This is a genomic window from Synechocystis sp. LKSZ1, assembly GCF_040436315.1.
Lineage (GTDB): Bacteria > Cyanobacteriota > Cyanobacteriia > Cyanobacteriales > Microcystaceae > Synechocystis.
Genome location: NZ_AP031572.1, coordinates 1910685 through 1923937, shown reverse-complemented (window position 1 = coordinate 1923937; position 13253 = coordinate 1910685). Strand labels below are relative to the sequence as shown.

Here is a 13253-nt window from a genome sequence, read left to right as displayed (position 1 = left end):
TAGCAAGTCTGGGGAAGGAACGTGTAGCCGTCGTTTGCCTCCTCCAGGCAGTCGGAATCTGGATTTTGCCTCCATCATCAAGAAAACAACTATGCACAAACGTTTCTCCTTCTGGGGACTCTTAGGCCTGGCCTTGGCCCTCGTCTGCTGTCTGCATCTACCCGCCGTTGCTCGGGGAGATCTCCCCGCCAATCCTGGCCCTCGCCATTATGACGAATTAACCTTTCCGCCCTTGCCAGAGATTACGTTACCGGCCTACGAACGTTATTCCCTGCCTAATGGCCTGGTTGTGTACTTGGTTGAAGATCATCACCTACCCTTGGTGCGGGGTAATGCCCTGTTTCGGGCTGGCTCTCGCTGGGAACCGGCGGAGAAAGTTGGCCTAGCGCAGTTAACGGGAATAACGATGCGCCTTGGGGGAACCCAGAGCCATCCCAGTGCCGACCTCAATCGTTTACTGGAACAGCGGGCGGCGGCCATTGAAACTAGCATCAGTACTAGTTCCGGTTCTGCGAGTTTTGATGCCCTAAGTAAGGATACCGACTTTGTTCTGCAACTCTTTGCGGAAGTTATTCAAACCCCGGCCTTCGAGCTTGAACAAGTGGCCCTGGCAACCAATCAATTGCGGGGAGCCATTGCCCGTCGTAACGATAACCCCAGTGATATTGCCAGCCGAGAATTTAGCAAACTCCTCTACGGGGCCGAGAGTCCCTACGCCCGCACCGTTGAATATTCCACCCTAGGGGCCATCCAGCAGCAGAATATTATTAATTTTCATCGTACCTATATCCGGCCAGAAACGACCCTACTCGGTATTGTGGGAGATTTTGATCGTCAGCAAATGAAGGCCCTGTTGAAAAAATATTTCGGGGCCTGGCGGGTGACAACGGCTAAACCCAATTTAGCTCCCCCCAGTGCGAGCCAACACAATGACGACCATATTTTTCTGGCTGACCAGGCTCATCTCAGTCAGAGCACCGTCCTAATGGGCCAACTCGGCGGCCTGGCCAAAGACCCCGACTACCCGGCCCTGACAGTGATGAATGGCGTGCTGAGTGGTTTTGGGGGCCGACTGTTTAACAATATCCGCTCCCAGCAAGGCCTGGCTTACTCCGTTTCTGGATCTTGGCAAGCAGCCTACGACTATCCCGGCACTTTTCTGGCGGGGGGCCAGACTCGCACGGAAACCACCGCCCAATTTATCCAATCCCTGCGGGCCGAAATTAAACGCCTCCAAACCAGTCCTGTTAGCCCGGCCGAACTGACCTACGCCAAGGAATCCATTCTCAATTCCTTTATCTTTCGCTTTGAAAATCCCGGCCAAACCCTGTCTCGCCTGATGACCTACGAATATTACGGCTATCCCCCGGATTTTATTTTTGACTACCAACGCCAGGTTAAAGCAACGACGATTGACCAAATTCAAACAGTGGCCCAAAAACATCTACGCCCAGAAACCATGGTGACTTTGATCGTTGGCCAGGAAAAAGGCCTACAACCTCAGCTACAACGTTTGGGAAGCCCCGTCTCAACCCTTGATCTGACAACGCAGCAGGCCCCGTCACCGTAATTGAGAGACGTCTCCTCCCCTTTGCAAGGGGAGGACGGGTGGGGTTAGTGCATTGTCGGGCTTCAGAGATTGAGGATTAGCCGAGCAATTGCAAGGCCCGTTCTGCCAGGGCCTCGGCAGTGAGGCCGTTGTAGCCCATCAATTGCCCTGCACTTGCGGTGGTTTCTCCCCGCTTCCAAGCAAAAACATCGCGCGGGGCGGTGGAACGTAACAGTAAGGGTTCGAGCATGGCGCTGGAACCACCTGTAACGCCGATCAGGGCTGCTCCCCCAAACAGTTGCCCAAAGCCGTCGTCATCGAGGAAATGACTATCCGCTTCAGTACAAGATTCCCAGAGTACATCCTGGGGCCGATAGAGTCGGCGGGGATTGATCACGGTCACAATTTTGACCCCAAGGCCCTCGGCCTCTAGACGGGTCGCGGCTTCAAATACAGGCAGGAGGGTCATATCACCCAAGACCGCAAAGACGACTTGTTTTTTTCCGGGGCTCTGGTGCAAAATCACGCCCCCATCCTGCAGGGCCTGGCGAGCTTGCTCGAAGGTGGTATGGATCGGCAGGGGAGATTTGCTGGCAGTAATGGTAATACCTTTGTTTTTTGTCTGCAGGGCCCACTCGTAGCAGACTTGGATACTGTTGGCATCACAAGGGAAGAGAGGAAAGATGTTGCCATTGCGCATCATGGCGGCGAAGTAGTTTTCGATCTCGGGGCGTTGGTGTGTCCAACCGTTACGGCCCTGTTCTAAGGCCCCAGCGGTGAAGAGGGTAATGGTCGAGGGAGTGGGACGGCGCAGTTCTGCCATGGCCTGGGTCACGGTCTGCCAAATCGGTAGGCCATTGATGGCAAAGGATTCGTAGGAACACCAAAGACTTCGGGCACCGAACAGGGCCTGGGCCGCGGCGAGGCCCGCACAGGCATCCTCACTTAATGGTTCATAGACCTGGCCCTGGGGCCCTTGGTAGTAGGTCTCATCTACGGTCGGGTGAATAATTTTGAGGCCAACGTTGATGTTATTAATCCCGGAGGCCGCATTACCATCGGCATTGGTGACGACGAAATGGGGATCGTTTTTTCCAACGTGGACGACCAGTTCTCCCATGGCGGTTGTGGCTACTTTCTTTTCTCCCTGGACGGTGTACTCGGTCAGGGGCAGTTGACCCAGATCGCTGAGGGGCAATACCTGCTCGGTGACGACGCGGTGGGCCGCCGGGCCCCCACTAGCCCGTTCAAAGTTGGTGCGGACAAGTTGCCAGGCCGCCGGGGGCAGGGCCCGTTCCTGGAGAGCGCTGACAATGTAGTCTTTACTGAGACTATCGCCGGGATAGAGGTTATGGGATTGGGCACCCCGTTTGTGGACACCGGCTCCTTTTAATTGCTTAACGATCAGTACTGTCAGGGTTCCCCCCAGGGCCAATTGAGCGGCCCGATCCGTTGCTTCTAAGACCGCTTGGGTAAAGGCCAGACGCTGGATCCAAGAAAACTGGGTGCTATCAACGTATTCCCCTGTCTGGTTCGCATCATCAAAATCCTTGGCATTGACTAAAATCACGGCCTGGAAGCCATGGCCCTCCCAGTACTTGATCATCTCCGCGTTGGATTTCGTGGAGACCATACTGTGGTGTTCTTGGCTGTAACCATTCCAGACCAGAATTGGTAGGAAGTTGGTGCAATGGGGATAAGCAGTATGGAAATGACCAAAACTGCTCATGATGTAGGGTTCGCCCAAGCCACCATCCCCAATGGTGACCGGGAATAAAACGCCGGGATGGAGCTTGGCCCCGGCCATGGCAAAATGTTGACCCTGCCCCAGGGGGCCAGCAGGGCCGAGCAGGCCAGGAATTTGGCCCGACAGATGGCCCAGTAGGCCGTGCATTTCCCGAAAGCGCTCTCCTAAATCCTGTACTGTCTTGATCCCCATTTCTTCTAGGGAGCGATCCAGAAACATATTGCTATAGAACCCCGGCGCATGGTGGCCGACTTCCGTCAAAATATTTTTATGACCGAGCATCACCAAAGCGGCAATCGCATCGGCAATACTGGCAAATCCCCCGGGGTGGCCGGACTCCTTGGTAGCAGTGGTCTGGAGCGTGAGGTAGCGTAGGGCATCCGCTGCTAGGAGGGTTTGATAAACCGCCTGGGGATCAGTCGCCTTGGGGATGGCAGTTTGGCCCTCTGCAAGGGCCGCAGTTTGGCCATAACGGTCAAAATCGGGAAGGGACTGGCCAAAATACTGGATGCCTTGGCAAAAATCGGGGATAGCAACGGTCATAGAAGTTCGGATTCCTAATCAATATCAATAAGCACCAGCATCAATCTTACCGTCTTGGGTTGAACGCTTAGGCAGAGACTTTCTCCCTTGAGAACATAGTCAATTCCCTATACTGATAGTCGTCAGTCGGCAAGACCCTTGCTTCGGTAGGAGATAGGATCACGAGAGTATCAAAATCCTGACGGTTTGGTGTTGATCCCCAAGGTCTAAAGACAGGATTAATGCGGGAATCTCCGTCCCAAAAAGTTAATAATATATGGAGAATAGGGAACTCGAATCCCTGGCCTCTGCGGTGCGATCGCAGCGCTCTACCAACTGAGCTAATTCCCCAGGTCAGTTTACTATACTAGCATTTCATGTTTCTGTTCGTCATCTGCTTTAACCTCTGTTTGGCCCTGTTCAACTGCTACTTAGCGGTTCGCTTCTGGTTATGGCGACGCTCTCTACGACGACTGACAAAGCGCTTAAAGCGTCTAGACCGCTGTGCTCATGGTATTTTTGGGCCGGCCCCTGCTCACCTCTACACGGCCCGTCAGGGATTAGACTGTTTACGGCAACGCTATCATCTGCTAGTCCGACAGTGGCTCTTTCTACAAAGGGTTCTGCAAGTGGGACAATGGTTGATCACGATTGCTTGGCGGCAACCATACTCTGCACAACTCTCTCCTAACAGCTTCCTTGGCCCTAAGACTGCTATTAAGATGCAAACCCTGCCTCTCGTCCGCTCCTGATCCTATTTTACTATGGTAATGTCACCCCTCAGTTGGTCAGAATTAGAAGCTCTCAATACCTTTGCTCTAGACCTTGTCCAGGGGCCAACCAATGCCCAGGCCAACTTGCGCTTATTTAACCAACCGGAAGAAACGGTACGAGTCACCCTCTACCGTGATAACCATGCCTGGTGTCCCTACTGCCAAAAAGTTTGGCTCTGGTTAGAGGAAAAGCAAATTCCCTACCGGGTCAAAAAAGTCACGATGTTTTGCTACGGCGATAAGGAGGCCTGGTATCGGCGCCAGGTGCCGTCGGGAATGTTACCGGCTCTGGAGTTAGACGGCCGCCTGATTACCGAAAGTGATGATATTTTGCTGGCTCTGGAGCAGGCCTTTGGCCCCCTCGGCTACGGCCTGGAAACACCCCAGGTTTTGCCCCTACGGAGATTGGAGCGTTTGCTCTTCCGGGCCTGGTGTCAATGGCTCTGTACGCCGACCCGGTCTGCTCGGCAAGAACAAAATCATCAAGAACAATTTTTGGGGGTGGTGGCCCAGGTCGAGGCCGCTTTGGGCCAAGCACCCGGCCCCTATTTCCTCGAACCGTTCAGTAGTGCGGATGTTATCTTTACCCCCTACGTCGAACGGATGAATGCCAGTCTTTTTTACTACAAAGGCTATTCCCTGCGGGAGGCAAATCCCCGTCTAGGGGCCTGGTTTGAGGCCATGGAAACCCGCTCTACCTATCGCGGTACCCAGAGTGATTTCCATACCCACGCCCACGATCTTCCGCCGCAGATGGGGGGCTGTTGGGCCAATGATAACCCCCAAACCCTCGATTGCCAGCGACAAGTTGACCAAGGGCCTTGGCTAGGCCTGCCGGATGTGGGCTATGTCGAACCCAGTACCTCTCGGACTGAGGCCCTACATCGAGTGCTCAAACATCGCCATACTTTAGTGCAGGTTAACCCCGCCGAAAATAGCATGGTTGAAGAGGCCCTGCGGTGTGCCCTCACCCACCTGATGACAGGCCTGGCCTGTTCGCCGCCGCCCCAGTCGGATCTAGCCCTGCGCTATCTGCGAGACCGGATCAGTGTGCCGCGGGATATGTCCATCTATGCCGCCAAGCGCCTGCGGGAATCTCTGGAAATAACGGCAGCCCTCGCAGGGGATCGTCAAGGCCCCCCCATCCCTACCCAGCATCGACGCGACCAAGACCCCAGGCCCTTTCGTCGTTCTCTGGCGACTTAAGTTAGGCCGCAGAGGATTAAGGGAAATCCAACATAACTTTAAATAATCCTTAAGATAAGTCCTATTGGGCCCAATAATTTGAATAATAAGCTCAGGGATCACGGTAAACTCTGACAGGATCACGGACTTCGTGATGGTTGACGAGTTTTCTTAGAGGATGTTTGAAAAGTTCAGAGCTACCAGATCAGCTCACTCAGCTTGGAGACCTTGAGTCAAACTTCTTCCTGTACTGGGGCCTTTTCCAGTAATTTCTCAGGCTTTCTCAGTAAGGTTAAGGTCTTTCTGATTGGTCGTCTGTTGAAGTCCTTCCGTTTTTAAACGCTTACCGATAGCCGGTTTCATTACATCTTCGTTTTTAATTTTTTCGTACTTTTTATGATGGCCCTTCCCATGATTAATAAACAAACAATTCGTTGTCCCAACTGTGGTAATCATGCCCAGCGACAGCATTTTCCCCAACTTCAGATTACCGAAACTGCCTGTCCTGTTTGTGATTACCTAATGGTCAATTGTCAAAAAACCGGCAACGTCGTTGAATCCTATATTCCTGGTGTCAAGCAACCCTAAGGCGATTTCCAAGCAAAAAAGTAACGTCTTCAAGACCCCTACATCCCCCAAGACTGGGGGATTTGCTGGTATAAACTTTGTAAGCAATCGCCTAAGGCCATGGAAATTCCCAAGCAAGAGCGTGACCCAGCGGAGCCTACTGCACCCCTAGGTTGAAATAGGCCGTGGTCTTGCGGACATTTTCCGTTTGGCCCTCACTAGCTAGGGTCAAGGAGCGCAAGTTATTAAACAAGGGCTTGAGAGAAAGTTCAACCACCCGTAGGAAGGGAAATTGTTTAGCTAAAAAGGTTTCACTCGCTGGCCAATCGATATAAACGTAGCCCTGGTTTTCTGTTGGTAGAGCGCTAATAGCCTTAAGAAAGGTTTCGCTGTTGATTAAAGCCTCTTTTTCGGGCTGTAGAACCTGAGACAGGGCCTCTAAAGAAGTAGCAAAAATCACTCGTTCATCCTGGAGCAAATAGGCCCCGCGCACCTGGGCCTCTAGGGTTGTTACTTGGTTAATCGCATTGGCCGTTAGTTTCGTCCAGGCCCGGACGGATTGCTCACGAACGGGTAGAGTGGTAGTTTCGTAGCCCTGTTCATGGGCAAGGTTATCCAGATGAGCAAAGGCCTCCTCTACTGGTGTATTAGCTAAACGCTCGGCTACAAACGCCCAGTCGAATCGAGCATTTTTCTGTCCGGGCAATAGCATGAGACTGTAATCCCCTTGCACCCATGCAAAAATATCCTGGGCCAGATCCAGACCCAAGGGGTTTTGTAGGTTGTCAACCAAACGCTCTAGAGTCTGCTGGAGAGGGCTCTGGGGAGCCAGGCCCGTTTGAATTTGTTGCCAGAGGGCCTGGAGGTTGTGACCTGAAGCCATTAACCCACTACGGTTAGGAATTAGGGAAAGCGTACTGACGGGTTGAGTTAAGGCCGGAAGGGCTTGGGGCGGTGCGGTGACCCCGGTTAGAGCCGTTTTGGCCACCAGGCCCTGGGCACGGAGGGCCAAACTTAGGGTGAGGGTCTGGTCTAGGGCGGGCGTTTCCGGCTTGGCTTGTTGACTTAACCAGGCAGATAGGACCGGGAAATTGGCGTAGAGGAGGGCAATGCGGGGAGAGTCTAGGCTTTGGAGAGCGGCTTGGAAGGCCGGGGAATCATCGAGTTTGAGGCCAGGGGCCTGGAGACTAGCTAAGGATTGTCGCAGAACTCGGGGATGATTGGCAAAAAGAACGTAATCTCCCACCACCGCACTTGCTAATAAATTGCTGTTGCTCGTCGGCTGGCGGGGACGTTGATAGGTTAGGTTTACCCCTTGATAGGTATCGTAAACAAGGTCGGATGTCCCAGCAATCGAGGCTCGGGCGTAGGCTAATTGTAAAAATTCCCGACTGAGTTGGGGGTCTTTGCTATGGACAACCAAGAGATAGCCTGGTTGAATACCATTATTTGCTTGGTGGTCGTAGTCTAAATCCGTGACCGCCAGGGTCATTTCTTCTCCTAGCCAGGGTTGGACTTCCCGCTCGTACTCTAGCCCGGTTTTCGCCAAGAGACTTTGCTCGAGTTCTCGGATTTCCCGATGGGTACGGCGGCGGCGTTGGGGATCGACCACCAACTGGGCAAAGGATTCCAGGCGGTCGGGATTCACCAATAGCGATAGTACCACCGATGATTGTTTAGGAATAAAAGCCGTTGTGATCGGGGCCCGCTCCACGCCCCCAGCCAACAGCGGCAGGGAACTGTGGGCTAAAATCCAATAGAACCCAAGGCCGGCCAAACTGAATAGCAAAAAAACGGCAAGGGCCAGGGTTACGAACAAGGAACGGGGTTGGGAAGTCATGGGGCCACCAAGCGCGATAACGCATTCTCCCCTAACTTATCAGAATCTGCGGCCCGCAATCCCTTCCTCGCTCAACGCAGAAGAAGATAATATAATTTTCCATCGTCACTCATCAGGCCCGCCCGGTCTCCAGCCAGAGTGCCGGTTCCCATAAAAATATCCACCCGGCCTGGCCCTTGGATGGCACTACCCGTATCTTGGTCGAGGACGTAGCGACTGACCGAGGTTTTTTGGAGTTGACGGTTGGGGATTGGGGCCTGGAGTAGCGCCAGGGCTCCCGGCGGCATTAAGGTTTTATCTGTAGCAATGGAGCGTTCAGCGGTGACCGGCACACCCAAGCTACCCTTTGCTGGCACGGTAGCGGCAGTCTCTCGGAAAAAAATCAAGCGTTGATTGCGGGGCAGGTAACGATCCAACTGGGCCGGATTGGCCTTAAGGTAATCGATCAGCTTAGGCAGGGTGATTTCTCCCGGTTGAAAAATACCATCCTTGACCATTTCCTTGCCAATGCTGGTGTAGGGATAATCCGTGGCCCCATCAAAGGCCAAGGAAATGTGCCGACCATCGGGGAGATTAATTTTAGCCGAACCTTGAATTTGGACTAAAAAGGCCTCTAGACGGTCTCGGAACCATAATAATTCTTGGCCCTTGAGGGGACTTTGACGACCTCGGCCATCTGCGCCTTCCAGAACACTGCGGGGGGGATGGGGCTTGGGCCATTGAGCCAGATCCGGGGGCCGACGATAAATCGGATAACGGTATTGCTCGGTGCGACGGCGACTGGCAGTGTAAATCGGCTCAAAATAGCCGGTAAAGTGTACTGTTCCTTGTTGATCGTGGCCACTGGCCTGGTAAAAAACAAATTCCCGCTGGACTGCCGACTGCAGGGACTGGGCCGAGCGAGCCTGTTTCACCAGGGTTTGGAAACGGAGGAGTGAGCGCTTCACCCGGGCCTGGGTGACGCTGGCAATGGGGTAGTTGTGGTAATCGCGGGCCGCTTTCGGGGAATTGAGATAGGTCAAGCTATGGTTAATCGCCTGAAGCAGGGCCTGACGGTCTTGGGCAAAGAGTTGTTCATCCCGGCCGAGTCCTTCTGGGATTGAGGCTGGGGGCAGGGGCACTAGCACCGCCACCCGGTTTTGGGCGACAAGGGCCAGCGGCAGGGCAAGACTAAGGCCCAGGGCCAGGGCCGGAAGCGTCAACAAGAGTTTCATGAAAAAATCCCTTCGGGTACAACAATGCCAAATTCCTCTAGATAAGCCCAGTAGTCTTGGCCCTCCTGATTACAAATATCTAAACGGGCACCATGATTCTGTAAAACCTTAACATTGTCCCAGCGGCCAATCAAAGCGGCTTCCATTATTGGTGTATTCCCAAAAATATTTTGAGTATTGACGTCAAAACCCAGGCTCACAATACGCTCTAGCACAAAAGATTCCCCTTCAATGGCGTACCAATGGAGCATGGTTTCCCCCAGACCATTGCGCGAGTTCAAACATGCCTGGACTAAGGCGTCATCGGGAGACTGGCCCTGGGCTAAGCGTTCGTAGAGTGTAATCCAATCGGGTTGCTGAGCCACAGTCAATACTTGAAAAAAAACCCCCAAGCAGGGGGAAGAGTCATAAGAGCATTATTGTTGCGATTTGTCGTCGGCTTTTTTGCCTTTGTCTCGCATACCGTACTTGCGCATGAAGCGGTCAACCCGGCCTTCTGTATCAATAATTTTCTGAGTACCGGTGTAGAAGGGATGGTTGCCAGACCAAACTTCCACATTGATTTCCGGTTGGGTGGACCCCACGGTCATAACGACCTCACCATTGCAAATCACTTTAGCTTCAGGGTACCAGGTGGGATGAATACCAGCTTTGGGCATAATCAAATTCCTCTGTCTAACGTTTGGAGTATTGGGGGGCCTTACGGGCTTTGTGTAAACCGTATTTCTTCCGTTCCTTGGCGCGGGGGTCACGGGTGAGGTAGCCTTCCACCTTCAGGGGTTGACGATTTTCCGGGGCTAACTGACAGAGGGCCCGAGCTACGCCCAATTTAACCGCGTCGGCTTGGCCCGTCAGGCCCCCACCGGAAGCATTAACTAAAATATTGTATTCGTTCTCAAGGCCCAGAGTTTCTAGGGGAGCCTTGATGCTCTGGAGGTAGTTAGCAATACGGTTAAAGTAGATTTCCCCGGCTTTGCCGTTGACAATGATTTCGCCCGTGCCAGGAACCAGGCGGACACGAGCCACGGCTTGCTTACGGCGGCCCGTCCCCCAGTAAACGACTTTGTTTTTAGAATCGGTGACTTGCATTAGTTATCTCCAGCGGGAATGGTATTGATGACAAGGGTTTCAGGTTGTTGAGCTTGGTGGGGATGGCCAGGGCCTGCATAGACTTTCAGCTTGGTAAAGAGCTTGCGGCCCAGAGAATTTTTGGGCAACATCCCTTTTACGGCGTGCTCAATAATGCGCTCAGGGATACGGGCCTGGAGCTTATCAAAGGTTTCAATTTTCATTCCGCCTGGACGACCAGAATGGCGACGATAGAGTTTTTGCTCTCTCTTTCTGCCAGTGACATCGACTTTTTCCGCATTAACAATAATCACGAAATCGCCGGTATCCAAGTGGGGAGTAAAGGTGGGTTTATTTTTTCCCCGGAGAATCATGGCAACTTCCGTGGCCAGACGACCAAGGCGTTGATCGGCGGCATCAATGATATACCACTTTTGTTCTAGGGTTTCTGGATTGGGGAGTAGGGTTTTGTTCATGGATTTTAGCTATCAATAAAAGGTTAAACCATTGGGCAATAGCGGCCCGTCAAGGGGAGGAAAAGCTCAGGAGCGGCTGGCTATCAAACCAAAGGTTGGGCGGAAAAAGTGGGTCTGGATAGCCCACCCGCAGTAAACAGAGGCCCTGGGGCGGTGCCGCATACTTAACCAATTCGCGCCGTTGCTGCATCCAAATCTCTTGGAATTGCTCTAAAGAACGCTGACGGCTCCCCACTTCCACCAGTAGGCCCACCAAGAGGCGAACCATCCCGTACAAAAAGCCACTGGCCTGAATTTCCAGGGTTAAAATTGGCCCTCGTCGATAACACTCGACCCCCTGCACCTCTACCCAGGAATGGGGACGACTAGACCCCGCTCGGTGAAAAGCCGCCAAGTGATGCCGGCCTAATAAGGGGGTTAAGGCCCTTTGGATGAGGTTTTCCTCTAGCGGCGCTCGATAGTAGTGCCAACTAAATTGACGGACAAAGAGATTTGGCCATTGGTCGGTATAAATCGTGTAACGATAACGCCGCCACAGGGCCGAAAAACGAGCATGCCAGCCGACCGGAACAGCAGTGGAAGCACGGATTAAAAGATCCTTGGGTAATCGGGCGTTTAACACCTGGGCCCAGCGTTCCGGGGCGATTCCTGTTCCTGTCACATCAAAGTGGGCTACCTGGGCAGCTGCATGTACGCCACTATCGGTACGACCCGCACCATGGACGGTAATGGCCTCACCCACTACGGACGTCAGGGCCGCTTCGAGTTCTCCTTGTACCGAGCGATGCTGGGGTTGTCGTTGCCAGCCATGAAAATGGGTGCCCAAATACTGGAGTAACAGGGCAACACGCTGGGAAGAAGGGGAAGAATGTTCCACGACAGACAATTAGCGCTCTAAACTAGCTCAATAATGGCCATTTCGGCATTGTCGCCGCGACGGGAAAGGGTTCGTACCACGCGAGTGTAGCCTCCATTCCGGTTTTTGTAGCGCTCCTGGGCCTCAGCAAAGAGGGCATGAACCAGGCCCTTATCGTAGATGTAACCCAAAGCCCGTCGTCGAGCCGCGAGGGAGCCATCCTTGGCTAAGGTGATCATGCGATCCACCTCGGCACGAACTGCTTTGGCCCTAGCCTTGGTAGTGGTAATTTGGCCATGGCGGAGCAATTCCGTGGCCAGGGCCCGCAGGAGGGCCTTTCGTTGATCGGCTGGTTTACCCAGCTGGGGAACTCGACATCCGTGTCGCATTGGTTTTCTCCTAAAAGTTAAACTGAAGACGTTAAAAATTTAGTCTGATTTATCCATTTAGACCTTGGCTTTTTCCAGCGGTAGAGTGATTCCCAAGCGTTTTTGTAAGGCTTCGATCACTTCCTCCGCCGATTTTTGGCCAAAGTTTTTGATTTCCAGTAGGTCTTCCTGGCTGTAGTCCAGGAGATCGGCTACGGTATTAATCTGAGCCCGCTTGAGACAGTTGTAGGCACGAACGGAAAGTTGGAGTTCCTCAATGGGAATTTGGCTTTCGGGATTGACCTCATCTTGGTAATCACTTTGGGTCGTCTCCAGTTCGTTGAGGTCCTTCAGGGGAGCAAATAGGCCAGCAATAATCTGGGCTGCTTCCGACAAGGCCTCTCGGGGATGGACACTGCCATTGGTCCAGATTTCCAACGTCAGACGGTCTTTAATCCCCAGACCATCAATCCGGACTTCTTCGATACTGTAATTAACCTTCGTAACCGGCATAAAAACCGAGTCAATTTGCAGGAAATCCAGGGAAGAGGAGTCATCCTTGCCTCGTTCAATGGCTCGGTAGCCGGTGCCCCGCTCAACCCGAAACTCCATCTCCAGCTTGGCCCCTTCCACTAAGGTTGCCACGTACTGATTGGGGTCAATCACCTCTAATTCCGAAGGCACATCAAAATGTCCCGCCGTGACCGTAACGGGGCCCGTCGCCACTAAACGACCAATTTGAGGTTGGTCGCTGTAGCTTTTGAGGATAACTTCCTTCATGTTGAGCATGATTTCTAGGACGTCTTCTCGCACCCCCGGGATAGTGGCAAACTCGTGGTTAACGCCAGCAATCCGGATTGCCGTGACGGCCGCCCCAGGCAAATTAGATAAAAGAACCCGCCGGAGGGCATTCCCCACCGTAATTCCCTGACCCCGGTCTAGGGGTTCTAACACGAATCTACTATACTGACCCTGATTTTTTCTGGTGGTGGATTCCACACACTCAATCTGAAACTGCGCCACAGCCGTGATCTCCCTTGTCTATCATTCGTTAGCCCTTTGCTTGCTTATGTCGTGCGGTTTTCTAA

At 53.0% G+C, this 13253-nt stretch carries 14 protein-coding genes and 1 tRNA gene; 4 read left to right on the top strand and 11 right to left on the bottom strand.

Features of this window, described 5'->3' with window-relative positions:
* Positions 1–91 precede the first annotated feature (91 nt).
* On the top strand, positions 92–1570 hold the full coding sequence (locus ABXS88_RS08965; protein ID WP_353671703.1) for a pitrilysin family protein: 1479 nt from the start codon (positions 92–94) through the stop codon (positions 1568–1570).
* 76 nt (positions 1571–1646) lie between these two features.
* On the opposite strand, the gene ABXS88_RS08960 is transcribed toward ABXS88_RS08965, so the two are convergent.
* Positions 1647–3839, bottom strand: coding sequence for a phosphoketolase (locus tag ABXS88_RS08960; protein WP_353671702.1), 2193 nt, complete (start codon positions 3837–3839; stop codon positions 1647–1649).
* Between the two features lie 257 nt (positions 3840–4096).
* Positions 4097–4169 (bottom strand) — tRNA-Ala (locus ABXS88_RS08955).
* Positions 4170–4195: 26 nt separating this feature from the next.
* Between ABXS88_RS08955 and ABXS88_RS08950 the strand changes: the two genes are divergently transcribed.
* From ABXS88_RS08950 to ABXS88_RS08940, 3 genes are all read left to right on the top strand, one after another.
* Positions 4196–4570 (top strand): hypothetical protein, encoded by a 375-nt coding sequence (locus ABXS88_RS08950; RefSeq protein WP_353671701.1) that lies wholly within the window; start codon positions 4196–4198, stop codon positions 4568–4570.
* A 12-nt stretch (positions 4571–4582) separates the two neighbouring features.
* Positions 4583–5797, top strand: a complete 1215-nt coding sequence (locus ABXS88_RS08945) for a glutathione S-transferase (RefSeq protein WP_353671700.1) — start codon at positions 4583–4585, stop codon at positions 5795–5797.
* Positions 5798–6172: 375 nt separating this feature from the next.
* Positions 6173–6364 (top strand): replication restart DNA helicase PriA, encoded by a 192-nt coding sequence (locus ABXS88_RS08940; protein WP_353671699.1) that lies wholly within the window; start codon positions 6173–6175, stop codon positions 6362–6364.
* A gap of 136 nt (positions 6365–6500) precedes the next feature.
* Here ABXS88_RS08940 and ABXS88_RS08935 read toward each other — a convergent pair whose 3' ends face one another.
* The 9 genes from ABXS88_RS08935 to ABXS88_RS08895 form a co-directional block, all read right to left on the bottom strand.
* Positions 6501–8183 (bottom strand): DUF3352 domain-containing protein, encoded by a 1683-nt coding sequence (locus ABXS88_RS08935; protein ID WP_353671698.1) that lies wholly within the window; start codon positions 8181–8183, stop codon positions 6501–6503.
* A 71-nt stretch (positions 8184–8254) separates the two neighbouring features.
* Positions 8255–9397 (bottom strand): murein transglycosylase A, encoded by a 1143-nt coding sequence (locus tag ABXS88_RS08930; protein WP_353671697.1) that lies wholly within the window; start codon positions 9395–9397, stop codon positions 8255–8257.
* Complete coding sequence (locus ABXS88_RS08925; RefSeq protein WP_353671696.1) at positions 9394–9762, bottom strand: ankyrin repeat domain-containing protein; 369 nt, start codon at positions 9760–9762, stop codon at positions 9394–9396. The genes ABXS88_RS08930 and ABXS88_RS08925 overlap by 4 nt, the downstream gene beginning before the upstream one ends.
* Positions 9763–9813: 51 nt before the next feature.
* Positions 9814–10056, bottom strand: coding sequence for a 50S ribosomal protein L31 (gene rpmE / locus ABXS88_RS08920; RefSeq protein WP_353671695.1), 243 nt, complete (start codon positions 10054–10056; stop codon positions 9814–9816).
* A 16-nt stretch (positions 10057–10072) separates the two neighbouring features.
* A complete protein-coding gene (gene rpsI, locus ABXS88_RS08915; protein ID WP_353671694.1) occupies positions 10073–10486 on the bottom strand; it encodes a 30S ribosomal protein S9 in 414 nt (137 codons plus the stop codon).
* Positions 10486–10941 carry a 50S ribosomal protein L13 gene (gene rplM / locus ABXS88_RS08910; protein ID WP_353671693.1) on the bottom strand — a complete coding sequence of 152 codons (456 nt, stop codon included), beginning with the start codon at positions 10939–10941 and terminating at the stop codon, positions 10486–10488. The genes rpsI and rplM overlap by 1 nt, the downstream gene beginning before the upstream one ends.
* Before the next feature lie 49 nt (positions 10942–10990).
* Positions 10991–11818 carry a tRNA pseudouridine(38-40) synthase TruA gene (truA, locus tag ABXS88_RS08905; RefSeq protein WP_353671692.1) on the bottom strand — a complete coding sequence of 276 codons (828 nt, stop codon included), beginning with the start codon at positions 11816–11818 and terminating at the stop codon, positions 10991–10993.
* A gap of 17 nt (positions 11819–11835) precedes the next feature.
* On the bottom strand, positions 11836–12186 hold the full coding sequence (rplQ, locus tag ABXS88_RS08900) for a 50S ribosomal protein L17 (RefSeq protein ID WP_353671691.1): 351 nt from the start codon (positions 12184–12186) through the stop codon (positions 11836–11838).
* A gap of 57 nt (positions 12187–12243) precedes the next feature.
* Positions 12244–13188 carry a DNA-directed RNA polymerase subunit alpha gene (locus ABXS88_RS08895; RefSeq protein ID WP_353671690.1) on the bottom strand — a complete coding sequence of 315 codons (945 nt, stop codon included), beginning with the start codon at positions 13186–13188 and terminating at the stop codon, positions 12244–12246.
* Between the last annotated feature and the right edge of the window lie 65 nt (positions 13189–13253).